The organism is Cellulomonas telluris (assembly GCF_004886325.1).
GTDB lineage: Bacteria > Actinomycetota > Actinomycetes > Actinomycetales > Cellulomonadaceae > Cellulomonas > Cellulomonas telluris.
In genome coordinates, this window is sequence record NZ_QXFN01000002.1 from 267978 (window position 1) to 294039 (window position 26062).

Consider the following 26062-nt stretch of genomic DNA (forward strand, 5'->3'; position numbering starts at 1 on the left):
CTCGTTCGTACCGGAAAACCGTCTGGCCAGACGTCGCAGCGGCATCAGAACCCGCCGTCGAAGCCGCCGTCGCCGAACCCGCCGCCGTCGAAGCCCCCGCCGTCGCCACCCCAGCCGCCACCGCCGCCGAAGCCGCCGCCGCCGCGCAGGATCGAGTCGAGCAGGATGCCGCCGAGGACCATGCCGCCGACGCCGGACACCATGTCGCCGGCCCCGCGGCGGCCGTAGCCGCGACCGCCGTACCCGCCGGGGCCGTAGCCGCCGCCGTACCCGGCCATCTGCTCGGCGTTCTCGACGTCGAGCTGGGCGAGGCGCTGTGCCTCGGCGACGAGCTGCTCGCCCTGCTGGGCCGTGGCGAGCGCGGCCTCGGGGTCGGTCGCGCGCTGGTCGAGCGCGCGCATGCGCAGGCGGTCCGCCTCGGCCAGGCGCGTGCGCGCCTGCGGGCCGACGGCGCCGCGCCGCGTGCTGACGTAGTCCGCCGTCGCGCGGACCGCGGAGTCGAGCCGCCCGAGGACGTCGTCGAGGAGCGCCTGCGCCCGCCGCGCCCGCTCGGCGTGCTCGCGCATCGGCGCGAGCGCCTCGTCGATCGCGGCCTCGGCCGCGGTGATGCGTCGCAGCGCGGCGATCGGGTCGCCCTGCCCCGAGCGGGCCGCCGACGCGACCGCGACGGCCTCGCGGGCCTCGATCGCCCGGGGCTCCACCTGCGGGTTGCCGCGTGCGAGGCGTGCCGCGTCCGACAGGTCGCTCGTGATGGACGCGACCGCCGCGTCGAGGCGGGCGCCGACGGCGGCGAGGTCCTCGCCCGCGCTGTCCACCGCGTCGAGCAGGCGACGGGCCTGGCCGAGCGCCTCCTCGGCGGCGCGCGCGTACCCCACGGCGGTGCTGCGGTCCCCGGCGGAGACGAGGCCGCGGCCCTGCGCGACGGCGTTCGCGACCTCCTCGAGCAGCCGCTCGGCCTGGTCCGGGTTGCCGGACACCGACGCGAGCGCGCTGGCGGGGTAGCGGGCGGACAGCGCCGACAGCGCCGTGCGGGCGGGCTCCACGCGTCCGCGCAGGGTGGCCGCCTCGCGCTCGTGCGCGTCGAGGGCGTCGTCGACGCGCTCCTCGATGGCGCGCATGCGGTCGAACGCCTCCTTCTGCTCGTCCAGGCGCTGCCCGATCTCGCGGCACAGGCGCAGGATCGCGGCCGAGGTCGAGCGGACCTGCTCCTCGGTGTCCGGGACGTCGTCGTCGAGCGTCTGGCGCAGTCGGAACGCCTCGGTGAGCCGCTGCTTGCCCTCGGCGAGCACGGTCTCGAACTCGCGCGTCGCCTCGGGGCCGAACTGCGCCTGCGCGAACCCGAGCTCCTCGTCCGAGGACCGGAGCGCGTCGTCGAGGCGCACGAGGGCCTGGGCGGAGCGGCGGTCCAGCTCGGGCGTGGGCACCTGGTGGAACTCGTCCGCGCTGCCCGCGACCCGGGTGGCACCGGCCGTGTCGGGCAGCGGGGCGCCCGCCGGCTTCCGGTTGCGCCGCGCGAAGGTGGTGAGCAGGAAGATCCCGCCGATGATCACGAGCCCGACGAGCAGTGCGGTCATGAAGCCTCCTCCGCCGCCGCCGGACGAGCCGGCCGGGGCTGCAGTGTCGCCCGTGGCGGCGGCCTGGACGCCCTCGGCGGCACCGATCGCGGCACCGGCCCAGTCGCCGGCACCCAGCTGGTCGCGCACCTGGTCGAACACGCCCTGCAGCTCGGCCTGCGTGAGGTCGCCCGTGGCCTCCGGCGCCAGCGCGACGCGCTGGGTCTCCGTCGCGACGGCCAGCACGAGGTCCTGCGCTCCGAGCGTGCTCTCGCTCGCCGTCGCGCGCGCCCAGTCCTGGCCCTGCTCCGGGCTGGTGAACTCGGGCACGTACACGACGTAGAGCCGGTAGCTCGTCTCCGCCGCCAGCTCGTCGAGCGCGGCCTGGACGCGGCCCTCCTCAGCGGCCGAGAGGACGTCGGAGACGTCGGTGACGTCGCTGGTGAGCGACGGCGGCGGCACGGCCGCGGCAGCACCCGCCCCGGCCACGAGCAGGGTCGCGCCCAGCGCGAACCCCGCCCCCACGGTCACGACCCGACCTCGCAGCGCACGCACCTGTCGATCCTTTCTCACGCCTGCACCCCTCGCAACGGACCGCGCACCCCCGGGGTTCCGTCCGTGCCGCACGGGTGACGTGCGGTGCCGCTCAGGCGCGTGCGCCGTCCAGGCCCGGGGCGCCCAGCCCCGCGCCGCCCAGCCCCGCGCGGTACAGGTCCCGCAGCACGCCGACCTCGCCGCCGTGGTGCATCGTCTCGCGGTGGAGGTGCAGGGCGAGCGCGGCGAGGGGCTGGTCGGCGAAGTCCGCGCCGCGCGGCCCGAGCGGGCGGGCGAGCGCGTCGTCGTCGCAGGCGGCGAGCCCGTCGTGCCACGCCCGGTACGACCGCTCCAGCAGGGCGACCGCCTCGTCCGCGGTCGCGGGCAGCGAGGCGGGGCGCAGTCGGGGGTCGAACATGTCCGCGCCCTCGGGCGGGGAGCCGAAGAACGCGGCGGCGCGCGTGCCGAGGACGTCCACCGCGATGTGCGCGAGCCGCCACGCGAGCGTCGTCACGGGCGGGGGCTCGGGCGGGCGGCGGTCGAGCCCGTCCGCCTGCCATGTGCCGTCGTCCGAGGGACGGACGGACCAGCAGCCGGCGACCGGCTCCCAGAGGTACTCCTCGTCCGTGAGCCCCTGCACGCGGGGCCAGAGGCTCGTCTCCCAGTAGAAGGTGAGCTGGTCGGTCAGCAGCGGTCCCCAGTGCATGCGTCCGTCCCCTCGTCGCGGCGGTGCCGGCGCGACACCCGCGCGCCCGGGCCCTGTCTACCGGGACCCACCGACACGACCTACGGCGCACGCCGGACGGGCGAGCAGCAGGGTCCGCCGGGAGCGCCGGGGCAGGTGCCGCACCGCCCGGCGCCCGGCGTCACCAGCCGCGCAGACGCTCCGGGGTGATGCGCAGGACGACCGAGTAGTCGGCGTGGAAGTCCTCCGCCGTCACGCCGAGCCGCCCGTACCCGCCGGCGTACTTCGCGTCGTAGGCGGCGCGCACGTCCGCGGGCAGGGGCCCGTCCTCGACGACCGCGGTCCCGGTCAGGACCTGCACGTCGTCACCCCCGGCGTCCGTGTCGAAGGCCAGGGCCACGGCGGGGTGCGCGCGCACGTTGCGCAGCTTCGCCTGGCGGGGCCGGCTCACCACGTACGCCTCGGTCCCGGTCCACCAGAACCACACCGGCGTCGGCTGCGGCACGCCCGCCGGGTCGACCGTGGTCAGCCACACCACCTGCTCGTCGGCGAGCCGCTGCGCAGCGCGTCGCCCCAGGTGCGTCGTCGGGTCCAGGAGGGTCATGCCGGCGCAACCCCGGCGTCGGCGCGCGCATTCCGTGCCGGCTGCAGGGTGCGGAGCATGGTGTCGGAGCCGCCGTTGCGCCCGACCACCACGAAGCCGTGCCGCTCGTACAGCGCCCGGGCCGCCGCGTTGCCGTCCTCGACGCTCAGGCTCACGGCCCGCCACCCGGCGTCCCGGGCCCGGTCCAGCAGCCCGGCCAGCAGCGCGGACCCGACGCCGCGTCCTCGCGCCCCGGGCAGCACCGCCAACCCCAGCTCCGGGACGTCGTCCGCCACGTAGCCGTACCCGGGCTCGTCCGCCGGCAGGGCCCGCGCCCAGACCCCGCCCAGCGCCTGCCCGTCCTCGACCGCCACGAGCCCCAGGTCCCCGGGGCGCCCCCAGCCGCCGACGTAGCGGACCGTGTGCGGGTCACGCAGGACGTCGTTCCGCGTGAACCGGGCCTCGCCCGTCCAGTTGAACGCCTCCAGCAGCAGGTCGACGAGGAGGTCGGCGTCGTCGGGGGTCGCGTCACGCAGGTGCACGGCAGGACGGTGCCACGCCGCGCCGGCGGGTGACGAGCCGATTCCGGACGGCCGGCGCCAGGCGTGGACGCGACGAACCCGGACCTCTCCGCTGCACGAGGGGGCGGGGGGCGGAGAAGTCCGGGTTCGTGGGGAGGGGGTGGGCGGCGCTCCGTGCCGGGCGGGTGCGCCGGCGCGCCCCCACCCTCTACTTCGCTACGCCCAGGTCCTCGTTCCTGTGGTCGGACCTGGGCGGCGCTCCGTGCCGGGCGGGTGCGCCGGCGCGCCCCCACCCTCTACTTCGCTACGCCCAGGTCCTCCGCGTCGACGATGGTGTAGGCGTAGCCCTGCTCCGCCAGGAAGCGCTGGCGGTGCGCCGCGAACTCCTGGTCGACCGTGTCGCGCGCGACCACCGTGTAGAAGTGCGCCGTCTTGCCCGACGCCTTCGGGCGCATGATGCGGCCCAGGCGCTGCGCCTCCTCCTGGCGGGAGCCGAACGAGCCGGACACCTGGATCGCCACCGACGCCTCGGGCAGGTCGATGGAGAAGTTCGCGACCTTCGAGACGACGAGCTTGGTGATCTCGCCCGAGCGGAACGCGTCGAACAGGCGCTGCCGCTCCTTCACGGGCGTCTCGCCCGTGATGACGTCGGCGCCGATGTGCTCGGCGATCTCGTGCAGCTGGTCGAGGTACTGGCCGATGACGAGGGTCGGCTCACCGGCGTGCTTCGCGACGACCTGGTCGACGACGCGCTGCTTGCCGTCGGCCGTCGCCGCCAGGCGGTACCGCTCCTCCGGCTCGGCCGTCGCGTAGAGCATCCGCTCGTGGTCGGGCAGCGTCAGGCGCACCTCGACGCACTCGGCGGGCGCGATGTAGCCCTGCGCCTCGATGTCCTTCCACGGCGCGTCGAACCGCTTGGGGCCGATGAGCGAGAAGACCTCGTCCTCGCGGCCGTCCTCACGCACGAGCGTCGCGGTCAGGCCGAGCCGGCGGCGGGCCTGCAGGTCCGCCGTCATGCGGAAGATCGGCGCGGGCAGCAGGTGCACCTCGTCGTAGACGACCAGGCCCCAGTCGCGTGCGTCGAGCAGCTCGAGGTGCGTGTAGACGCCCTTCCGCTTCGTCGTCAGCACCTGGTAGGTCGCGATCGTGACCGGGCGGATCTCCTTGCGCGTGCCGGAGTACTCGCCGATCTCGTCCTCGGTCAGCGACGTGCGCTTCACGAGCTCGTCGCGCCACTGCCGGGCGCTGACGGTGTTGGTGACGAGGATGAGCGTGGTCGTCGAGCTCTTCGCCATCGCCCCGGCACCCACGAGCGTCTTGCCGGCGCCGCAGGGCAGGACGACGACGCCCGAGCCGCCGTGCCAGAAGTTCTCGACCGCCTGGTTCTGGTACGGGCGCAGCGACCACCCGTCCTCGGCGAGCGCGATGGGGTGCGCCTCGCCGTCGACGTACCCCGCGAGGTCCTCCGCGGGCCAGCCCAGCTTGAGCAGCACCTGCTTGAGGTGCCCGCGCTCGGAGGCGTGGACGACGACGTCGGTCTCGTCGATGCGTGCGCCCAGCAGCCCCGCGGTCTTCTTGGACCGCATGACCTCGACGAGCACCGCCGGGTCGAGCGCGTGCAGGACCAGGCCGTGCACCGGGTGCTGCACGAGCTGCAGCCGCCCGTACCGGGCCATCGTCTCCGCGACGTCGACGAGCAGCGCGTGCGGGACCGGGTAGCGGCTGTACTCGAGCAGCGTGTCGACGACCTGCTCGGCGTCGTGCCCGGCGGCGCGCGCGTTCCACAGGCCCAGCGGCGTCAGGCGGTAGGTGTGCACGTGCTCCGGCGCGCGCTCGAGCTCGGCGAACGGGGCGATGGCGCGGCGGCAGGCGTCCGCGAGGTCGTGGTCGACCTCGAGCAGGAGCGTCTTGTCGCTCTGGACGATGAGCGGGCCGTCGGGCACGCGGTTCTCCTCCGTGTCGGGGCGCCGCCCGGGACGGGGCGACGGGTGGTGCGGGTCAGTCGGGCGCGTCGGCGGGGACGACGGACGCGATGCGGTGCACCGCGACGGTCAGCTCGGCCTCGCGCCGCGGGTCGAGCGCGCGCAGACGGCCGCCCTCGACGCGCAGCGGCCGCACGAGCCGCCGCTCCGACCGTCCGTCGGGGCCCACGAGCTCGACCCACACGAGCGTGCGGGCCTGTGCGGCCTCGCGCAGGAGCAGCAACGCGTCCGCGGGGTCGGATGTTCCGCCGTCGCGCGTCGCGGGGGACGGGCCCGGCGTGGTCCGCACGCCCGTCGTGGGGGCGCGGCCCGCACCGGACCGGCCCGCGCGCGCCCGCTCCGCCACGGCGGCGGCGCGAGCGCCGAGGTCCTCGCGCGGGTCGTCGGGCGCGTCGTCCGCCGCCGCGACGGCGACCGCGCTCGCGTCGGCACGCCGCAGCACGTCGACGACCCGGGCGGCGCGCGCCCGCACGTCGGGCTGGTGGACGGGGCCGCCGTCCGCCGCCCGTCGGCGTGCGCGCACGGCGGCGCGCCCCCGGACCCGGCGTGCCGGGGTGAGCGCGTGCACGACGGCGCCGCGCGCGTCCTCCGCGACCGGGGCGAGGCCGCGGGCACGCAGCACCTCGAGCAGCTCGGCGGTGCTCGCGTCGGCGACCAGGACGGTCGGCGCGAGGGCGCGCAGCCCGAGGTCGGCGAGCCGCGGGTCCTCCGCGAGGCCCGCGAGCAGCGCCGGGTCGTCCGAGCGCACGTACGCCGACGCGGCACCGGCCCGCAGCAGCCCGTGCCGGCGGGCGACGTCGCGGACCAGGTACTCCAGCGGCTGCGGGACCCGCCCCCGGGACGCCGCGCCGAGCCGCGCGAGCAGGTCGTCCGCGGACGCACCCGCGTCCAGGGCGCGCCGCACGGTGTCGGCGGTGAACCGCACCGTCATCGCGCCTCCGCGCGACTCCACGCGCGCCGCCGTCTCCAGCAGCTCCTCCAGCTCGGGGCTCGGCCGCCCGGGCACGACCCCGGTGAGGTCGCCCTGGAGCAGCACCTCGTCGACCGCGGGCGGCAGGTCCGCGGCCAGGGCCGCCGCCGGGTCGGGGGCGTGCGCGGCGTCACCGGCGTCGAGCGCGGCGTCCTCGATCAGCAGCGCGCGCCCCGCGGACGACAGGGCGCCGGCACCGAGCACGCCGAGCAGCCCGGCCTCGCGCAGCACCGCGTCGACCGTGGCCCGCGGGGGCACGGACCGGGGCGTGCGCCAGCGCAGCAGGGCGTGCACCGCGTCCGCGTCCGGGGCCGCGCCCGGGTGCAGACCGGCGAGGACGTCCAGCACCGAGCGGCGCAGCCGCGGCACCCACGGACGTGCGAGCTCGGGGTCGAGGGCCGCGCGCAGCGTGCCCCGCTCGTCCCGCTCGCCGACGAGCCACGGCGTGCGCGCCGACAGCAGCCACGAGCGCGCCAGCCGCGCCCACCGGTGCGGCACGTCCTCGCCGTCCCACACGTCCGCCTCGACCGTTGGCACGAACGACGGGCTCTCCTCGCCGTCGTCGGCGAGCAGCCCCGCCGACGCCGCCGTCTCGACGAGCCACGCCGCCTCGGCCTCGTCCACGTCGAGCGCCTGCGCCGTGCGCCGCAGGTCCCGCGACCCCAGGCCGCCGGCACGCAGCACGCCCGGCGGCGTCTGCTCCCACAGGTGCAGGAGCTGGCGGACGAGGCGCACGGTGCGCTCGGCGGCGCCCGTGGACTCGGCGGCGACGAGCGCGTCGGGCCGCACCGGCGCGGACGTCAGGCCCGGCGCCAGCGCGGGGGCGCGGTGCGTGCGTCCCTCCCGCAGGCGCAGGGCGACGTCGCGCGGCAGCACGACGTGCCGGTCGTCGCCGCGCACCAGCAGGCCGTGGCCGACGAGCCAGTCGACGGCCTGCCCCGCCGGGCCGCCGGCGGGCGCGCGTCCCACGGGCGGGCCCCACAGCAGCGCGTCGACCACCTGCGCGGCACCGGCCGGTGCGTCGGCGAGCACCGCACGCGGGTCGGCGGGCGCCTCGACGCGTCGGCGGTCCCCGCCGGACGTGGCCGGTGCGAGGCCCGCGAGCGTCGCGCCCAGGGCGTCGGCCAGACCCGGCGCCGCGTGCAGGCCGTCGTCGTCGGGCCACAGCAGGGCGAGGTCCACGGCGGCGGCGACGGCCGCGCCGACCGCGGCGTCCGCGGCACCCGCCTCCGGGGCGGCGGCGTCCGCGTCCGCGGGGCCGTCCGCGTCTGCGCCGACCGCCCGCACGACGTCCGCGACCGACGGCGCCGGCGCGGCCGGGTCCTCGGTGAGCACGACGACGGCCTCGACGACCTGCAGGACCAGCGCGTCCACGCCGGCGAGCGCGCGGTCCAGGCTGGAGCGGCTCGTCGCCCGCGCCGCCAGCGACGCGAGCGTCGCGGGGGAGGGCGTGGCCAGGTCGGGACGGCGCGTGAGCAGCGCGACGAGGTCGTCGTCGCTGCGTGCGCGCAGGTACCCGGAGAACGAGGCCATCTGCACCACGATACGGCGGACGCGCGCGGCGCCGGCGGCCGGGCCGGTCGGCCGGGCGGGGCGGGCGCCCGGCGGCGCCCGCCCCGCCCGACCACCTCAGCCGACGCGCGCCCGGTCCCTCCGGGGTGCGCCGAGGGTCGACAGCCAGACCTCCTCGATGCGCGGGTACACCGCGTCCGCCCGGTACGTCGACGCGAACCGGGCCCGGGCGTTCACGACGAGCTCCTGCCGCGCGTGCGCGTCCCCGGTGACCCGGCGCAGCGCGGCGGCCAGCGCGCCGACGTCACCGGGCGGGACGACGACGCCGCAGCCGTCGCCCAGCACGGCGGAGACCCCGCCGACGTCGGTCGCCACGACGCACGCGTCGCGCGCCATCGCCTCGAGCACGAACATCGGCATCGCCTCGTCGCGCGACGGCAGCACCGCCACCGACGCCGCCTCGAGCAGCGCCAGGAGGTCCGCGTGGTCGAGGGCGCCGAGGACGCGCGTCGCCGGCGTCGTCGGGTCGACCAGGTGCCCGTCGAGGACGGGCCCCGCGACCAGCAGCTGCCAGCCGGGCGGCGGGCCCGCGCGCCGCCACGCCTCCTGCAGCACGTCGACGCCCTTGCGGTGGGTGACGGCACCCCCGAAGACGACCGTCCGCGTCTTGGCCTCCGGCGTGCCGGCCGGCACGGCGTTCGGCACGAGCGAGACACGCGCGGGCCCCACGTGCCGCACCGCGACGCGCGAGGACTGCGCCGAGAGCGTCACGACGTGGTCCGCGTCGCGCAGCACGGACCCCACCAGCCGCGGGTGCGCCTCGGCGAACGCGACGAAGCCCGACCCGTGCAGGTGCGCCACGACGGGCAGCCCCCGCCGGTGCGCGTACCGCAGCACCGCGCCCTCCCGCACGAAGCTGCCCCGCCCGGACAGGTGCACCACGACGACGTGCGCCCCCGGCGACGCTGCGAGCCGGCGCACGGCCCGCAGCGCCCGCACCAGCCCGCGCGCCGCCGCGACGTGGTCCCCCGGGTCGCCGCGCGAGGTGATGACGGCGACGTCGCAGCGCTCGAACGGCCACGCGAGGTAGGCGTTGACCACCTGCGTCATGCCGCCCGGGACGTCGCCGCTGCGCCCGACGTGGTGGACGACCGGCCGCCTAGCCAACGCTGACCCTGTCGGGCACGAGCGACGGCCGGCCGCCGAGCACGCGGACGACGTCGGCCTGCACGCCGCGCAGGCGCTCGCGTGCGTGCAGCAGCGCGTCGAGGGCGGTGCTGCGCTGCGCGGACACGTGCCGGAGGGCCGCGACGAGCTCGTCCGCGGTCCGGCCGTCGGCGCGCACGGTCACGTCGTGCACCCCGATCGTGTCGAGGTGGCGCGCGGCCTTGTCCGAGGCGTCGAGCTGGAACGGCACGGGCGCGGCCCCCTCCGTGAGCGCGGCGATGAGCACGTGCAGCCGGTCGCTCAGCACGACGCGCGCGCCGCGGTACACCGCGCGCAGCCGCTCCTCCTGCACGTCGTGGCCCACGTCCGCCGGCCAGTCGAGCAGCTCGGCGCCGAGATCGGCCGCGAGCCGCTGCGACCGCTCGCCGTCGACCCGGACCTGCGTGACGACGTGGATGCGCAGGCCCTCGGCCGCGGCGTAGCGCGCGACCGCGTCGAGCGCGGCGGGCGGCGGGTACGGCCGCGGCACCGGGCCGACGTCGGTGCGCAGCGACAGCACGAGCACGTCGCGGTCGGTCCCGTCGTCCCGCGCCGCGCGCAGCGTCGCGTCGTCCGAGCCCTCGGCGACGCCGAGGTCGGGCGCGGCCGGCCCGCCGCCGAGGTAGGCGGCCGTGCGCTCGTCGCGCCAGCGCGTGTAGGTGGTCAGCGCGACCGACGGCCGCACGAGCAGGCGCGGCAGCGGCGCGAAGCCGCGCGCACCCGCGCCGACCCGCACGACGGCGCCCCCGCGTGCCCGCACGAGCGCGACCGCCGGGAGCATCGCCACGTGCTCCTTGGTGCCGACGAGCGTCAGCTGGATCTCGCCCGGCTTGAACACCGACGCGGCACGGCCGGCCGCCGCGGCGCGCAGGAGCGCGGCGTACCAGCGGCCGAACGAGCGGTAGACGACGTCGTCGGGCTGCAGGTCCAGCCCCTCGTCGTACCCGGCGGGCGACGCGCCCACGTAGACGTGCAGGCGGCCCGCCTGACGGGCCCAGCGCAGCAGCGGACGGCGCAGCAGCACGTCGCCGACGTTCTCGTACTGTCCACGCGCGACGGCGAAGACGTCCAGCGGTCGGGTCATACGAGTCCTCCGGAGGTCGGGGTTCGGGGCGGGACGGGGCGGTCGGTGGTGGTGCGGTCCCCGGCCCCGCCGGGCGACCTGCAGCGGCTGGCCGTCGACGGGCTCGTGCCCGGTGGTGCGGGTCGTGCGGTCGCGGACATGCCCATCCCCCTTCGACAGCGGTCGTGCGACGGGCCCGGGTCCCGGGCGGGTCAGGACACCCAGACGAGGCCCCCCACGGACGCCCCGGCGACGTCGAGCGCGTGCAGCGCGGCCTGCAGGTCCTCCCGGCGGGCGCGTCCGCGGCCCACGAGCACCACCACCTCGTCGCAGGCCGCCGCGAGCACCGCCGCGTCGACGCCCGCCGACGCCCGGCCCGCGGCGACCACGACGAGCTCGCCGAGCCGGCGCACGTCCTCGAGGGCCTTCTCGGCCTGCCGCGACGCGACGAGGTCCCCGGGGTCGCCCTCGACGGTCCCGGCGGTGACCACGCGCAGCGACGGGACCGGTCCCGGGCGCGCGGTCTCCGTGACGCTGACCGACCCGGCGAGCGCGTCCGCGAGGCCCGGTCCGCGCACGTCGGCCTCCGCGGCCAGCCGCGGACGCCCCAGCTCGCCCTCGACCAGCACGGTGTCGCGGCCCGCGCCGGCGCACGAGCGCGCGAGCGCCGCGGCGACCAGCAGGACCGGCTCGGGGCCGCACGCGAGCAGCGCGACGGACGTGGCCGGGCGCCCCGCCGCGCGGCTGAGCAGCGCGGTGCGCAGCGCCGCGACGTCCGGGCCGCCGCCGGTGAGCGCGGCGGCGACCCCGCGGCCGCCCCCGTGATCGCGCGCCGGGGCGTGGACGTGCGCGAGGACCGGGGCGGGCGTGACGTCGGCCAGGTCCTCGGCGTCGTCGAGCCGGGTGTCCGAGCGCATCCGGAGGGTGACGAGCAGGCCGGCGAGGAAGAGGCCGGCCACGAACGCCACCGCCAGGTTCAGCAGCAGGTTCGGCGAGCTGGGGCGCTCCGGCACGACGGCCGGCGCGACCTCCGCCACGGCGAGCGTCGCGACGGGCGACTCGGGGTCGGTCGGGTCGGCGGCGATGCTCTCGTCCGCGGCGCGCAGCGCGAGCTGGGCCACCAGCGCCTGCGCCACCTGCGCGGCGACCTGCGGGTCGTCCGCGGCCACCTCGACGTCCAGGAAGGCGGCGGACGCGGTCGCCGTGACCTGCTCGGCCAGGTCCTCGGCGGTGGTGTCGAGGCCCAGCTGGTCGATCACGGGCTGCACGACGACCGGTGCGGTGACCAGCTCGGCGTCCTGCTCGACGCGCGCCGCGGCGAGCGACCCCGCCTGCACGCTGTCCGCCACCGACCCGAGGCCCGTGACGGAGTACAGCGCGCGGACGGTGCTCGTGTAGGTGGGTGGCAGGAGCTGGGTGACGCCCCAGCCGGTGGCGAGGGCCAGCAGCACGACGAGGCCGGCCACCAGGCCGTGGCGCCGCAGGGTCCGGGCGGCGGTGTCCAGGTGCATCGGTTCTCCTTCCCCCGCGCGCCGGGTGGCGGCAGGTGGGTCGGCACGGGTGGGTGGCGCGCGCGTCGGGGCGCGGCTCAGGGCGGGAGCGGTGGTGCGGGGTCTCCGGCACCCCGCTGCCAGGCGAGGCCCTCGACGTGCCGGCCGGTGTCGAGCAGGCGCGCGAGCGGGGAGGCGCACGTGAGGCGGACGTGGTGCTCGGGGACGGCGCGCGCGCCCGCGGGGCCGCGCCAGAGCAGCACCTCGACCGGGGCGCGGGCGACGCCGAGCACCAGCCGGACGGCGCCGCTCGCGGAGGCGCGGGCCGTGCGCCGGGCGGGGGCGGAGACGACGCCGGCGGTGTCGCGGACGGCGACCCAGTACGTGTACGTCGCGCCGCGGCGCAGGCTGCCGCGTCCCGCCGCGCCGTCCGCCGCGCCGGCGTGCTGCAGGTCCGGAGCGGCGGGCGGGTCGCCGCCGCCCTCCTCGCCGGCGGTCGGCTGCAGGTGCCACCCGCCGCTGCGGCGGCTCACGGCGAAGCTCGGCGGGACGACGCCCGCGAGGTCGGCGACGGCGTCGGCCACCTCGCCCCGGGCCGTCATCCGGGGACCGGCGGTCGGCACCCACACGCCGGGGTCGGCGGTGTCGACGGTGACGGCCCGCACGTCGCGTGCGTGGATCTCGGTCATCGGGTTGGCGCCGGCGACGTGCAGCAGCGGCCCGTGCGGGACGTCCGCGTCGCGCCCGTCGTGCAGGTGCACCTCGACGCACGCGTCGAGGTGGACGCGCGAGCCCGCGGGGCCGTCCGGCGGGTCGTCCACCACGATGCTCGGGACGTCCGCGTCGTGCGCCGAGTAGAAGGCCGTCTGCCGGAACGTCACCTGCGACTGCCGGACCACGGCGCTCGTCCGGTCTCCGAGCTGCCCCTCCTGGTGGCCGGCGAGGACGACCACGTTGCTGCACGAGTCCAGCTCGAGCAGGCCCGTGACGTTCGCCTCGACCACGGCGCCGCGGCAGCGGGACAGGCGCGCGGTGTGCAGGCCGGAGTCCGCCTTGCACCCGCTGAGGACGAGCCCGTCACCGGGGCTGACCTGCTCGACGAGCGCGCCCGTCCGTGGTCCGTCGCCGTGGCGCGCGTGGCAGCCCTGCAGCCGGGTGGCGTCGCTGTAGTCGTGCCAGGAGACGAGGGTGCGCGCGCGCACCATCGTCAGGGCGGTCAGCTCCGTGCCCGACCGGTTCGCGAAGACGAGGCCGACCGTGCCGTCGACGCCGTCGAACGTGCCGTCCCGCACCGCGACGGCCTGGAGGGCGCCGACGCGGGCACCGGTCGCGCGGGTCTCCTCCGAGACGGTGACACGCCCGGATGCCGGGTCCCACGCGGTGCGGCGGGTGTTCGACCACAGGACCCACCGCACCTGCGGGTCGCGGTGGAACGCGTCCGTGCCCGGCAGGTGCGGACCGGCCAGGAGGGTGCCGCCCGCGAGGTCGAGCACGACGCGCCCGTGCGGGTCGCCGCCGTCGACGAAGACGGGCGTGTCCACGAGGTACGTGCCCGGCCCGGGGAAGCGGACGTGGCCGCCGGCGTCGACGAGCTGCTGCAGCAGCGGACCGTTGTCGGTGACGCCGTCCCCGACGAGCGGTGCGGCGCCGGGCGGGGGCGTGGTGGCGGGGCCCGCGGACGGGGCCGACGCGCGCGGCGCCGCGCCGGTCGGCCCGGGCGGGCGCAGGCGGTCGGTGCAGCCGGCGACGAGGGTCCCGACGGCCGCGAGCCCGCCGCCGAGCACGGCCCGCCGGCCGACCCCGCCGGCCCGCCGCTCGTCGACGCGGTCCGCGGTCACGGCCGCCCCCTGCGTCCGGCGCCACCGGGAGCCACGGCGGTGCGTGGCGCGTCCGCGTCGTCCCGGGTCCACCGGGAGACCGGTGCGGGTGCGGGCCGACGCGCCGCCCGCGCCGCCCGCATGCTCGCGACGACGCCCGGGGCCAGGAAGACCAGCGCGTACGACGGGGGCGACGTGAACGCCGACGCCCCCACCGAGTCGAGCAGCACCAGGACGAGGCAGCAGACGCCGCTGATGCGCAGCCACCGGGTCAGCGCCGACTCGTCCGGGCCGACCCGCACGAGCAGCACGCGCAGCGCGAGCAGCACCCCGGCCGCGTAGCAGACCGTGCCCAGCCACCCCGTCTCGCCGAGCAGCGCCGGCCACTGCGTGTCGTTGAGGTAGGCGCCCCAGCCCTCGACGCGCCCGAGGCCCCACACGTACTCGAAGCCCAGCGCGAGGTACTCCGGGCTGTAGTACTCGGCCGCGGTCGCGCTCCCGTACCGCCCGAACCCCGCGCCGAGGGGGAAGTCCCGCTCGGCCAGCACGAGCCCGCCGGCCGTCAGCAGCGACCGCGCCGACTGCCCCTCGCCGTAGTACAGGGAGAGGTCAGCGACGACGAACGCGTACGCGACGGGACCGGCCAGCAGCAGCAGGGCCGGCAGCGCGAGCAGGCCGAGACGGACCAGCGGCCGCGGTCCGGTGCGCAGCAGCAGGGCGCTGGTGACGACGACCAGGCCGACGAACGACTTCACGCGGAACGTGAGCAGCGACAGCCCGGACAGCGCCGCCGCCAGCGCGTACCCGCGCAGGGACGCGCGGACCACGAGCTGGTAGGCGAGCACGGACGCCGCGAGGATCACCGCGAGGCGCCCGTAGGCGGCGGGCTGCCGGAACGGGCCGAGCAGTGCCGGGAAGGGCCCGTGCATCTCCGGCGACCCGCCCGCCACCAGGGCCGTCCACGGGCCCGGCACGGCCAGGTTGACCAGGCCCAGCGCGACCAGCACGACCGCACCGACCGCACCCGCGCGCACGAGCACCGCCAGCTCGCGGTCCGACCAGTGCAGCTGCGCCGCCGTGTGCCCGAGCAGGACCGCCTTGAGCAGCAGCAGCATCCCCTGCAGCCACACCGGCCCGGGCACGTCGTGCAGGTACGAGCTCACGACCCCGGCCGCGGCGAACCCCGCGAACCACCACGTGCCCGGGAAGCGGACCAGGGAGCCCTCGCGCACCAGGCGCCGGACGGTCACGACGGCCGCGCCCACGACCACCATCGCCTCGTCCAGCCCGCCCAGGCCGCCGCCCAGCACCTGCAGCTGCGGCGCGAGCACCGCCCCGACGACCGTGGCGAGGATGCCCGTGCGGGGCGCGCGCCAGAACAGCACGACGAGCGCGCCGAGGCCGACCGCCGCCCCCGCCGCGAGCGGCGCGAGCACCGCGCCCGCCGTCACGACGACCACGGCGAGCGCCGTGGCCGGGACGGCGAGCGCCGGGTGCAGGCGCGTGCGGGGGAGCGGCGGCGCGACCGCGGCGGTGCTCATCCCGCCCGCCGCGACGGGTGCGCCTCGATGACGCGCGCCTGGGACAGCGCCGTGTCCAGGCCGCTCGGGGAGGGGTAGCCCGGCCTGCTCGCGACGTACGCGAGCAGGGTCGCCGGACGGCGGTGGGAGCTCGCGGCGAAGTAGGTCACGTCCAGGCCGTACGCGTCCGCCGAGCGGTAGAACTGCTCGAACACGAGGTTCCACCCGCGCCCCGACGCCTCCGACTGCACGCCGCCCCGGCCGCCCGACGGCCACCCCACCTCGCCGACGACGCAGCGCACGCGCCACCGCCGGCACCAGTCGCCGAAGCGCTGCAGGTCCTCCAGCACGGCGTGGTTGCCCGCGAACGGGTCGAACGTGGCGTCGGTCGGGCCGAGGTAGAAGTGCTGGGAGTACATGACCTTGCCGAGGTGGTCCCGCACCCACGGCCCGTCGGGCGCGATGTCCGCGAGGCGTCCCCGCGCGCCCAGCATGCGCTGCACCCACACCGTCTGCTCGGCACCCTGCGCGCGGATCGCCTGCGTCGCGACCTGCGTGTACCGCTTGTACACCTCGACGCCCAGCCGCAGCTCGGTCTCGTTGAACAGGTCGTAGGCCAGCACCCGCTCGTCGCGCGCGAAGCGGCGGGCGATCGTCCCCCAGACCCGGCGGACGTCGTCCTCGGTGATGCCCGACCCGCACGTCAGCGACCCGGGCGTTGCCTGCCAGTCCGGGTAGCTGCACGCGTTGTGCAGGTCGATCACCGTGCGGATCCCCGCGCGCGCGGCCCGCGCCACCTGCGTCTCGACGACGTCCAGGTACTCCTGCGAGACGGGCCGGTCGAGGCCCGCCCGCGGCCCGCCCCGCGACGGGACCGGCTGCAGCTGACCCCACGCCACCGGCAGCCGGACGACGTCCACGCCGCGGCCCGCCAGGAAGTCGTAGCTGCGCTGGCTCTCGCCGACCGCCCCCGGCCCGCGGGACCCGCCGAAGATCAGGCTGTACACGTTGACGCCGCGCAGGTACCGGTGGCCGTCCAGGTAGGACCCGTCGCCCCACCGCTGCTCGCCCGTGGCGCGGCGCTGGGCCGGCACGTTGCCGCTCGACGGGTCGGCCGCGCTCGCGGGCACCGCGAGCGGGCCGACGAGCGCGAGGACCGCCGCGAGCACCACCAGCGCCCGGCGCCCGCGTGCCCGGGCGTCGCGCACGCCCGTCGTCCGCCCGCTCACCGCGCGACCTCCTGCGGCGCCCGGTGGGCGGGAGCGGCACCGGCGGCCGCGTGCAGCGCGTCGGCGAGCCGCTCGAGGCGCTCGCGGGCCGTCACCACCGCGCGCATCACCTGCGGGCGCCGCGCCAGCACGGCGGCCAGGCTGGCGCTCACCTCCTGCGCGCCGGAGAGGTCCCGGGGGACGCACGTGCCGGCGATCCCCGCCCCCTCGAGGGTGCGCGCGACCTTGTCCGGGGTCGCGTCGGGGTGCGGCGCGCCCGTCAGCCCGACGGGCAGCGCCCCCTCCGTCGCGCCGATGACCACGGCGTGCAGCCGGTCCGCCAGCACGAAGCGCGACCGGCGGTACACGGCCCGCAGCCGCTCCTCCTGGGTGGGGTGGTCGTCCCCGGTGAAGGTCACGCACTCGGCGCCCAGGCGAGCGGCGAGCACCTCGGCCCCGTCGTTGTCGCGCGCGACGGGCACGACGACCACCGGCTGCAGCCCGAGGGCGTCCGCGACCGCGCGCAGCCGGCCGGCCCACGCGTCGTCCGGCGGCCGGTGCCCACGCCCGGCGCCGTCGTGCCGCAGCGCGACCGCGAGGAGCGGCCGCTCGTCCACGTCGTCCGTGAGCAGCGCCGCCGAGGGGGCACCGAGCGCGAACGCCCAGTCCGGTGCGACCGTGCCGACGCCCATGAGGTCGCGGCTGTACACGTCCCGCCACGTCACGACGCCGCAGGTGCGCAGGACGGACGCGATCGGCCCGCGCCAGCCCCCGGGTTCGCGCACCCCGACCCCGGTGTGCACCGCGGTGCCGCCGCGCAGGCGGTTCGCCAGCAGCAGCGGCGCGAGCCGCAGGTGGCGGCGCCCGTACGGGCCGGTCAGGCGGGTCTCGCCGCTGTCGAACGCGTACACCGCGCCCCGCAGCAGGGCCGAGGCGACCGTGCGGTGCCACGTGCGGGGGTCGCGGTGCAGCACGTCGTCGTCGTGGGGCGCGAGCCCGCGCACGTACCCGTCGGGCTTGTCCCCGACGAGGACGTGCAGGCGCCCGAGCGGCCTGAGCACGTCCAGGTACGCGCGACGCAGCACCGTGTCGCCGACGTTGTCGTGCTGGCCGGCGAGCGACGCGAGCACCTCCATCGCGGACCCCTCCCTGTCGTCCGTCCGGCGGGGGTCGCCGGTCCGGGGTCGTGCGTCCGTGCGGGTCATCGCTCCGCCAGCGCGAGCAGCGCGCGGTGCGCGGGCAGCGAGCAGCGGGCCGTCAGGGCCAGCGCGAGGCGGCGGGCGTCGCCGCGCGCCGCGAGCAGCCGCAGCTGCCGGGGGCCGAGCTCGCGGCGCAGGGCGCGCAGGCGCGCCTCCTGGCCGTCCGGCTGCGAGCGCACGAGGTCCTTGACGGCGGACAGCGTGATGTAGCGGCACCGGAAGTAGTCGTGGTCGGGATCACCGGGGCCGATGCCGCGGGTCCGCGCGGCCGCCGACACCGCCGCGCCGACCACGTCCAGGGACTCCGCCCGGCTGCGCGGCGTCGTGACGACCGAGCCCGGACGGATCCGGTACTCGTACACGAGCTCGGGGACGCACACGGCGCTGCGGGCGCGGGCGAGGGCGCCGGCGACGAGGGCCAGGTCGGAGTGGACGCGCGCCGGCACGAACGGTCCCGGGGCGAGGACCTCGCGGCGGAACAGCTTGTTCCACAGGTGCCCCGTGATCTCGCCGCGCAGCAGCGCGCGCAGCGGCGCGTCGCCGTCGAGCCGACCCGGCGCGGGTACCGGCACCGGGCGCCGCGTCCCCCCGGTGCGGACGACGTCGGCCCGGCCGACCACCACGTCGGCGCCCGCGGAGCGGGCCGCGGCCAGGAGGGTCGCGGCGGCGTCGGGCGGGACGACGTCGTCGGCGTCGACGAGCCACAGGTGCTCCCCGCGCGCGGCGGCGACGGCCGCCGCGCGGGCCTGCGACACGCCGCGGTTCTCCCCGAGCTCGAGGACGCGCACGCGCGGGTCCCGGGCGGCGACGGCACGGCAGGCGGCGGCGGTGCCGTCGGTCGACCCGTCGTCCACCACGACGACCTCCAGGTCGTCGAGGGTCTGCCCGGTCAGGCGCTCCAGCGTCGCGGTGACGAACGCCTCGGCCTGGTAGACGGGCAGGACCACGGACACGGCGGTCATCCGGCGGCCCCCGCGGTCGGCGCGGCGGGCGTCGCGGCCGTCCCGACCACTGCCAGGTGCGTGTCGAGGAACTCGAGGACGGTCCGCCACACGGCGTCGTCGAGCAGCTCGGCACCGTGGGCCTCGCCCTCGACCGTCACGAGCTCGTGCGGCACCCCCGCCGCGGCGAGGGCGTCGGCCATCGCCTGCGCGTGGCCCACGGGGATCATCTCCGCCGTCCCGTTGACCAGCAGCGCGGGGCTGGCGGCGGGGGCCACCGCGAGGGCCGGCGACGCCGGGGCGCCGGTCGCGCACGTCTCCGGCGCGTCGCAGCCGAGGTAGGCCAGCGCCGACTCGACCTCCGTGGCGGCCGGCGTCCCCAGGGCCAGCCCGTCGGCGGTCAGCAGCGTCGCCGCGGACAGCGCGACGACCGCGCGCACCCCGGTCTCGGTCGCGGGCCGGGCGGCGGCCGTGAGGGCGAGGGTGGCACCGGCCGACGTCCCCAGGAGGGCGACGCGGTCCGGGTCGACGCCCAGCGACTCCTGCTGCTCGGGCGCGCGCAGCCACGCGACCGCCGTCCGCACGTCGTCGACGGGAGCGGGGTAGGTGCTCTCCGGGGCCAGGCGGTAGCTGATCGTCAGCGCCGCCACGCCGTGGTCCTGCAGCCGGCGCGCCATCGCGACCATGCCGCCGGTGTCCTTCGCGCCGCCGACGAACCCGCCCCCGTGCACCAGCACGACCGCGGGCACCGGCTCGCCCCGGCGCATCGGCAGGTACGCGTCGAGGGTGAGCCGCGCGCCGTCGGGCGCGGCGTAGGGCAGGTCGCGGCGGATCGCCGGCGGCTGCACGCTCGACTCGATGGTCCGCGGCGGTGCTGCGGGCTCGTCGGCGCCGCACCCGGCGAGGGTCAGCAGGACGGCCGCCGCGAGGGCGCCCGTGGCGGCGTGCACCGTCCGGTGCGCGGGGCGAGAGGTCATGGCATCTCCCGGAGGGGCCCGGAGGCGGGGCGGGTGCTGACGCGGCCGGCGGCGTCCGGGGGTGCGACGGGGGCCGGATCCGCGGACGCGTCGGGCGGGTCGGACGTGCCGGGCACGGCCGTGGCGGCGGAGACGGTCGTGGCGGCGACCACCGGGGACGCGAGCCGATCGGGCGGCGTCGACCCGGCGGGCGCCGCAGGCAGGGGACCGGCGACGTCGGGCGCGAGCGGGTCGGCGACCGCCGCCCGGGTGCGGACGAGCGCGAGCGGCGGCTGGAACAGCCGCCAGCCCGCGGGGACCACCCGCGCGACGGGCAGCGCCACGGCGAGCGCGGCGGCCGCGACGAGCAGGACCACCGGCAGCCCCCGCGGCGGCACCGCGCGCAGCGCGTCCACCTGGCGCACCGCGATCGTCAGCAGGGCGACGGGGTACAGGTGCAGGAGGTACAGCGGGAGGCTCTGCCGGCCGAGGGCTGCGAGCCAGCGCGTCCCCGGCCGGGGACCCACGACGGCCGCGAGCCGCAGCACCGCCAGCACCACGACCAGCTGCCCGGCGAGCACGGCGCCCGGTACCCGGCGCAGCAGCGGCAGGGCGGCGAGCGCCACCATGACGACCACCGCGAGCGCAGCCCACGCGACGGCACGCCGGGGCGTCGCACGCTCGACCAGCCGCTGCACGAGCGGGCCGGCGTGCACGCCGACCGCGAACGCGAACGCGTACTCCAGCGTCCGGTCGATGCTCTCGGCACCGGTCGAGACGAGGCCCGACGCGACCAGCCCGCTCACCACGCCGGTCCCCACCAGGTACGCGCGGGGCCGGCGGCGGAACAGCCACGTCACGGCCGTGACGACGGCCGTGGCCCAGAGGAACCAGTAGACGCTCGTGGGCACGAGCGGCGCGAGCAGCAGGAGCGTCCAGTCGCGCCCGGAGTCGGGCGGCCCGTCGGTGCGCACGCCCGGCAGCGCCGAGAAGAACGCGAACCGCACGAGCGACCAGACGACGTACAGGTACAGGAACGGCAGGACCCGCCGGCGCCACACGAGCGCCCACGGCGACGTGCGCAGCCGGCGCTGCAGCAGCCCGGCGAGCAGGAAGAACGCGGGCATCGGGTAGAGCTCGAGCGCGGCCCGCGCGCGGCCCAGCGGCTCCGCGACCCCCTCCGCCTCGAGGAACAGCTGTGCGTGGTAGGCGACGACCATGACGATCGCCACCCCCTTGGCGAGGTCGATCCACGCCCGGCGCGTCGTGGTCCGCGGCCCGGTCCGCGCGGTCGGCTCAGCGGAGGCCACGGGCCTTCTCCGACATCCACGCCTCCCACCAGCGGCGGAAGTAGAGGGGCACCTCGTCGGCGACGAACCGGGGGGTCGTGTGGCCGAGGGTGTGGGTGCGGCGCGTCACCTCCGCGGCCGTCGGCCGGGCCCGCTCGTAGAACGGGATGGCGTGCACGGCCGCCGGCGTGACGAGGTCGAGGGTCGTGGTGTGGACGATCCGGATCCGGTCGCCCGCCCACGCGCTGCTCGGGTGCCGCGCCGGGTTGGTGCGGTCGACCGCCGCCGTCGAGTACCCGTAGGCGGGCCCGATCTCGGTGCGCCCGCCCAGCTCGTACGCCCGGCGCACGTCCCAGAGCGCGTTGACGAAGTACAGGCCCACGATGTCGGGCAGCAGCTTCGCGCCGAGGACCTCGGCCGCCAGCGCGCCCCCGCCGGACGTCGCCCGCAGGAAGTTGGCGCCGACCTTGCACAGCGACGAGACGTACTCCCAGCCGTCCGCCTGCACCCGCATGGCGTACGGCCCGGCGTACCCGTTCCCGCCCGCGTCCTGGCAGATGCAGACGACGCCGCGGTCGACGAGCTGGCGCATCTCGTACCCGAACCCGTTGAGCAGGGCCTCGTGGCTCGAGCCGGAGCCGTGGTAGAACCACGCGACCCCGACCGCGGTGCGCGACCCGGGGACGACCGAGCGGGGGACGGCGATCCAGGCGCGGTCGCCGCGGATGTCCACCTCCACGGCGTCGTACACGGTGCCCCGGGCGGTCACCTGCCCCTGCAGGCGGCGGACCTCGCCGGGCAGCCGGGGCAGCGGGGCGCCCGCGGCGGGCGGGGCGGCCGCCAGGCCGGCGGCGCCGAGGGCGACCGTGGCCGAGGCGGCGAGGAACCCGCGCCGGCTCACGCCGGACCGGCTCGGGCGGGACGTGCGGGTGGCGTCGTCCATCGGTGCTCCTGCGGTCGGGCCGGGCAGCGGCGGCACCGGCGGCCTGCTGCATGCGGGGCGGGTGGGGTTCACGGGGCTGCCCTGACGTCGGCGGAGGCGTCGGCGGAGGGGTGGGCGGCACGCGCGGCCGACGGGTCGGCGGGGCGCGCGGGCGGGCGCGCACGCAGGTACCGGGGGAGTCCCGCGACGGTGCGCAGGTCGCGGCGGTAGGCGGGTACGACGAGTGCGGCGACCGCGAGCGCCAGCACGAGCGCGACCGCGCCGAGCAGCAGCGCGTCCCAGGTGGCTCCCGGTCCGAGCCCACGGGTCGCCGCCCAGCTCACGCCCAGCGCCCAGCCGTGCACGAGCACCGTGCGCGCGCCGTTGCGCAGGATCGCGCCGACGGGCGCGTCGCTGACGCGGCGCAGCCACCACAGGTTCGCGGGCCACTGGAGCAGCACGCCCAGCGACCACCCCCAGGCGACGCCGTACAGGCCCCACTGCGATCCCACCAGGACGCACAGCACCTGCACGGGCGCCGTGACGAGCTGGAGCCGCAGGTGCTCACGGGTCAGGCCGAGCGAGAGGTAGACCCAGTAGCAGGCGTAGCCGGCCATGACGAAGAACCCGCCGAGGGTCAGCACCTGGAAGATCCCGGCCGTCTGCGCCCAGCGCGGGCCGAGGGCGACGAGCACGAGGGCGGGCGCCTGCGCGGCGGCGAACGCGAGCAGCGTCGTGACGAGGTCGAGCATCGCGGTCTGCCCGGTGAGCAGGAACTGCCGGTACCGCACGGGCTGGTCCTGCAGGCGGGCGAGCACGGGCAGGGCGACGCGCGTCATCGGGGCGTTCACCTGGTGCAGCGGCAGCACGAGCAGCTGGTAGGCGCGGTTGTACAGGCCGAGCGGGCCGGCGCCGAGCGTCGAGCCGATGACGACGGTGTCGACGTGGTTGCCCACGTAGCCGAGCATCTGCCCGCCCACGAGGTTCGCGCCGAACCGCACGAACGGGCGCACCGACTCCCCGCGCACCCAGCGGCCCGGCAGCCACCGGGCGACGGCGAGCAGCAGCACGAGCTGGGCGACCAGCTGCACGAGCTGCTGCGCGACGAGCGCGGTGTACCCGGCGCCGCCGAGCGCGAGCAGGACCGCCGTGACGAGCCCGGTGACCTGCCCGGCGACCTCGACGCCGGTCAGCGCGGCGAAGCGCAGCGTGCGGTTGAGGTCCGCCTTGTACTGCGCCATGAGCCCGTTGAGGACGAACGTGAGCGAGAGCCACGCCGCGACGCCCTGCAGCCGCGGGTCCCCGTAGAAGCCGCCCACGAGCGGCGACGCGGCGAGCACGAGGACGCCCAGCGCGGCGCCGATGCCGCTGCTGAGCCAGAACAGGTTGGTGCGCTGCCCGGTCGTCAGGTCCGGGGTGCGGACGGCGGCGTTCGTGAGCCCGAAGTCGCGCACCACGTCGGCCACCCCGGTGAACGCCACGACCATCGCCAGGAGGCCGTAGTCCTCCGGCTCGAGCAGCCGCGCGAGGACGACGACGCCCGTGAGCAGGACGACGGCCCGCGTGCCCTGCCCGAGCAGCGTGACGGCGGCGCCGCGGGACGCCGACCTGCCGAGACCCACGGGGGCCGTCACGGGCGTCCTCGTCCGACGAGCGCGAGCGCGGCGCGGTACGCGGCGTCGTGCGCGGCGCCCACCGCGGCGCTGTCGCGGGCGGAGAGGTCCGGCGGGGCGTGCCGCGGGACGGCACGGGCCGCCGCGAGGCCCTCGCGCAGGGCCCGCTCGTCGAACGGGCCCTCGTACTGGAGCACCCAGCCGGGCCCGACCTCGGCGGCGATCGCGGCGTTGGTGGGTGACGCCGGCACCAGGCACGGGCGGTCGAGCGAGAGGGCGGCGAGGAGGATCCCCGAGTTGGTCATCTCCCGGTACGGCAGGACCACCAGCTCGGCCGACGTCACGTGCTGCACGAACGTCGCGTCGGGCACGAACCGCAGGTCGAGCGTGACCCGGTCGTCCTCGGCGGCGGCCGCGACCAGGCGCGGCGCGAGGTCCGCGGTCGGTCGCCCGGCGACCGTCAGGCGCAGGTCGGGGTCGGGCAGCGAACGGAACGCGGTGAGCAGCGCCTCCGCGCCCTTGTAGGGGCGCAGCAGCCCGACGGTGACGAGGTGCCCGCGCCGGGCCGCCGCGCGCCGGTGGTGCGCGAACACGTCGCGGTAGTGCCCGAGGGGCACGGGCACGGCGGGGGCGTCGCCCGGGGCGCGGGTGGCGGGGTTGAGCAGGACGTACAGCGTCGTCGCGGCGTCGACGGCCGCCAGCGCCCGTGCCTCGGCGGACGTGCCGTTCTCGTGGGGTGCGGGGTTGTGCAGCGTGCGCACGACGGGCGTCCGGGTGCGGCGGACGCGGGCGAGCAGGGCGCGCAGCGCGACGTGCCGCGCGGCGCGGCGCCACCGGGACCGGCTGCGCACGAGCTGCTCGGGCCAGTGCACGTGCAGGACGTCGTAGCGCCCGAGCAGCGCCTCGCGCCAGGAGAACGTCGCGACGTCCACGTCGCCGCCCGCGCCCGCGAGCATCTGGTCGACGTACCGCGTCGTCCCGTCCGGCGGCGCCAGGCAGTGCAGGACCCGCAGCCGGCTGCCGTCGCGCGCGCTCGCCGGCGCCGCCGTCGCCGACGCACGTGCTTCCCCCATGCCTGCCCCCCGGGGTCGGACGGCTCCCCTGCGTGTCGTGCCGCGGGGCCCGCGGCGGACGTGCCGCACCGTCGTTGCCTCGTCGAGCATAGGGCCCGGAATGTCCGTTACTGCACCCTTTGCGTGAACAGGATGTTGCGGGCCGTGTGCGAGGGTGGACGTGCGACGAGGGAGGGGACGACGTGGACGAGGCGACGGCACGAGCGCTGCGGGCCCAGGCGCAGGAGCAGCTGGCGGAGGTCGCGCGGCTGCGGCACGCGCTGCACCGCACCCCCGAGACCGGGCTCGACCTGCCGGCCACCCAGCGCCTCGTGCTCGACGCGCTCGACGGCCTGGGCCTCGAGGTGCACGCGGGCCGCGGGCTGTCGTCGGTCACGGCGGTGCTGCGCGGCGCCCGCCCGGGGCCGGCCGTGCTGCTGCGCGGCGACATGGACGCGCTGCCCGTGGCGGAGGAGACCGGCGAGGAGTTCGCGTCGCAGGTCCCCGGGGTCATGCACGCGTGCGGCCACGACATGCACGTCGCCGGCCTGGTCGGCGCCGCCCGGCTGCTGGCCGCGCGCCGGGACGAGATCGCGGGCTCGGTCGTCCTCATGTTCCAGCCGGGCGAGGAGGGCTGGCACGGCGCGCGCCTCATGATCGAGGAGGGCGTGCTGGAGGCCGCCGGCACCCGCGTCGTCGCCGCGTACGGGCTGCACGTGGTGTCGTCCCTGCTGCCGAGCGGCGTGGTGTCCGGGCGTGCGGGCACGATGATGGCCGCGTCCGACAACGTCCGGATCACGGTGCACGGCCGCGGGGGGCACGCGTCCAAGCCGCACCTCGCGCAGGACCCGGTGCCCGTCGCCGCCGAGATCACGCTCGCGCTGAACGCGATGGTCACGCGCCAGTTCGACGTCTTCGACCCCGTCGTCGTCACCGTCGGCCACATCCTCGCCGGCAACCGCAGCAACGTGATCCCCGACGACGCGTACCTCGAGGCGACGGTCCGCACGTTCAGCGCCGCCACGCACGCCGCCGCCCCCGAGCGGATCGCCCGCCTCGCCGAGCACGTCGCCGCCGCCCACGGGCTGTCGGCGACGGTCGACTACGAGCGCGGGTACCCCGTCACGAGCAACGACCCGCTGGAGGTCGCGCGGGTCGAGCGGGTGACCCGCACGGTCCTGGGGGACGCCGCCTGGGAGCCCGCGGCCGAGCCGGTGCCCGGGGCGGAGGACTTCAGCTACGTGCTGCAGGAGGTGCCGGGCGCGTTCGTGTTCCTCGGCGCCACCCCGCCCGGCGACGACCCGCAGACGGCCCCGTACAACCACTCGCCGCGCGCGCGGTACGCCGACGCGGCGCTCGTCGAGGGGTCCGCGCTGCTCGCGGCGCTCGCGCTCGACCGGCTCGCGCAGGGCTGACGCGGGCACCCGCCCCGCCGGTGCCGTGCCG

At 77.7% G+C, this 26062-nt stretch carries 20 protein-coding genes; 1 reads left to right on the plus strand and 19 read right to left on the minus strand.

Going from position 1 to position 26062, the window contains the following annotated elements:
• Positions 1 to 44 precede the first annotated feature (44 nt).
• From FB586_RS06590 to FB586_RS19360, 19 genes are all read right to left on the minus strand, one after another.
• Positions 45 to 2084, minus strand: coding sequence for a TPM domain-containing protein (locus tag FB586_RS06590; RefSeq protein ID WP_246036591.1), 2040 nt, complete (start codon positions 2082 to 2084; stop codon positions 45 to 47).
• A gap of 115 nt (positions 2085 to 2199) precedes the next feature.
• On the minus strand, positions 2200 to 2793 hold the full coding sequence (locus tag FB586_RS06595) for a DinB family protein (RefSeq protein WP_136518533.1): 594 nt from the start codon (positions 2791 to 2793) through the stop codon (positions 2200 to 2202).
• 160 nt (positions 2794 to 2953) lie between these two features.
• Positions 2954 to 3376: a TIGR03667 family PPOX class F420-dependent oxidoreductase gene (locus FB586_RS06600; RefSeq protein WP_136518534.1), complete on the minus strand. Its 423-nt coding sequence runs from the start codon at positions 3374 to 3376 to the stop codon at positions 2954 to 2956.
• On the minus strand, positions 3373 to 3897 hold the full coding sequence (locus FB586_RS06605) for a GNAT family N-acetyltransferase (protein WP_136518535.1): 525 nt from the start codon (positions 3895 to 3897) through the stop codon (positions 3373 to 3375). Before FB586_RS06605 ends, FB586_RS06600 begins: the two co-directional genes overlap by 4 nt.
• A gap of 275 nt (positions 3898 to 4172) precedes the next feature.
• Entirely contained in the window at positions 4173 to 5819 is a 1647-nt protein-coding gene (locus FB586_RS06610) for a DNA repair helicase XPB (protein WP_136518536.1), read from the minus strand.
• 55 nt (positions 5820 to 5874) lie between these two features.
• Positions 5875 to 8361: a helicase-associated domain-containing protein gene (locus FB586_RS06615; RefSeq protein WP_136518537.1), complete on the minus strand. Its 2487-nt coding sequence runs from the start codon at positions 8359 to 8361 to the stop codon at positions 5875 to 5877.
• A gap of 96 nt (positions 8362 to 8457) precedes the next feature.
• On the minus strand, positions 8458 to 9507 hold the full coding sequence (locus tag FB586_RS06620) for a glycosyltransferase family 4 protein (protein ID WP_136518538.1): 1050 nt from the start codon (positions 9505 to 9507) through the stop codon (positions 8458 to 8460).
• Entirely contained in the window at positions 9500 to 10630 is a 1131-nt protein-coding gene (locus tag FB586_RS06625; RefSeq protein WP_136518539.1) for a polysaccharide pyruvyl transferase family protein, read from the minus strand. The genes FB586_RS06620 and FB586_RS06625 overlap by 8 nt, the downstream gene beginning before the upstream one ends.
• A gap of 191 nt (positions 10631 to 10821) precedes the next feature.
• The gene (locus tag FB586_RS06630; protein WP_136518540.1) at positions 10822 to 12120 is read right to left on the minus strand and encodes a hypothetical protein; all 1299 of its coding nucleotides are present in this window, start codon (positions 12118 to 12120) and stop codon (positions 10822 to 10824) included.
• 77 nt (positions 12121 to 12197) lie between these two features.
• On the minus strand, positions 12198 to 13937 hold the full coding sequence (locus tag FB586_RS06635) for a pectate lyase family protein (protein WP_136518541.1): 1740 nt from the start codon (positions 13935 to 13937) through the stop codon (positions 12198 to 12200).
• Positions 13934 to 15457, minus strand: a complete 1524-nt coding sequence (locus FB586_RS06640; protein WP_136518542.1) for a hypothetical protein — start codon at positions 15455 to 15457, stop codon at positions 13934 to 13936. Before FB586_RS06640 ends, FB586_RS06635 begins: the two co-directional genes overlap by 4 nt.
• Positions 15454 to 16665 carry a glycoside hydrolase family 5 protein gene (locus FB586_RS06645; RefSeq protein WP_168800479.1) on the minus strand — a complete coding sequence of 404 codons (1212 nt, stop codon included), beginning with the start codon at positions 16663 to 16665 and terminating at the stop codon, positions 15454 to 15456. The genes FB586_RS06640 and FB586_RS06645 overlap by 4 nt, the downstream gene beginning before the upstream one ends.
• Positions 16662 to 17780: a polysaccharide pyruvyl transferase family protein gene (locus FB586_RS06650; RefSeq protein WP_187697850.1), complete on the minus strand. Its 1119-nt coding sequence runs from the start codon at positions 17778 to 17780 to the stop codon at positions 16662 to 16664. Before FB586_RS06650 ends, FB586_RS06645 begins: the two co-directional genes overlap by 4 nt.
• Positions 17781 to 17845: 65 nt before the next feature.
• Entirely contained in the window at positions 17846 to 18805 is a 960-nt protein-coding gene (locus tag FB586_RS19710; protein ID WP_136518545.1) for a glycosyltransferase family 2 protein, read from the minus strand.
• Positions 18802 to 19761, minus strand: coding sequence for an alpha/beta hydrolase (locus FB586_RS06660; protein ID WP_136518546.1), 960 nt, complete (start codon positions 19759 to 19761; stop codon positions 18802 to 18804). Before FB586_RS06660 ends, FB586_RS19710 begins: the two co-directional genes overlap by 4 nt.
• A complete protein-coding gene (locus FB586_RS06665; RefSeq protein ID WP_136518547.1) occupies positions 19758 to 21050 on the minus strand; it encodes an acyltransferase family protein in 1293 nt (430 codons plus the stop codon). Before FB586_RS06665 ends, FB586_RS06660 begins: the two co-directional genes overlap by 4 nt.
• On the minus strand, positions 21037 to 21972 hold the full coding sequence (locus FB586_RS06670; RefSeq protein WP_136518548.1) for a twin-arginine translocation signal domain-containing protein: 936 nt from the start codon (positions 21970 to 21972) through the stop codon (positions 21037 to 21039). The genes FB586_RS06665 and FB586_RS06670 overlap by 14 nt, the downstream gene beginning before the upstream one ends.
• Positions 21973 to 22040: 68 nt before the next feature.
• Positions 22041 to 23585: a lipopolysaccharide biosynthesis protein gene (locus FB586_RS19355; protein ID WP_168800480.1), complete on the minus strand. Its 1545-nt coding sequence runs from the start codon at positions 23583 to 23585 to the stop codon at positions 22041 to 22043.
• The gene (locus FB586_RS19360; RefSeq protein ID WP_168800481.1) at positions 23582 to 24637 is read right to left on the minus strand and encodes a glycosyltransferase; all 1056 of its coding nucleotides are present in this window, start codon (positions 24635 to 24637) and stop codon (positions 23582 to 23584) included. The genes FB586_RS19355 and FB586_RS19360 overlap by 4 nt, the downstream gene beginning before the upstream one ends.
• A 182-nt stretch (positions 24638 to 24819) precedes the next feature.
• Between FB586_RS19360 and FB586_RS06680 the strand changes: the two genes are divergently transcribed.
• A complete protein-coding gene (locus FB586_RS06680; RefSeq protein ID WP_187697851.1) occupies positions 24820 to 26031 on the plus strand; it encodes a M20 metallopeptidase family protein in 1212 nt (403 codons plus the stop codon).
• Positions 26032 to 26062: the final 31 nt, after the last annotated feature.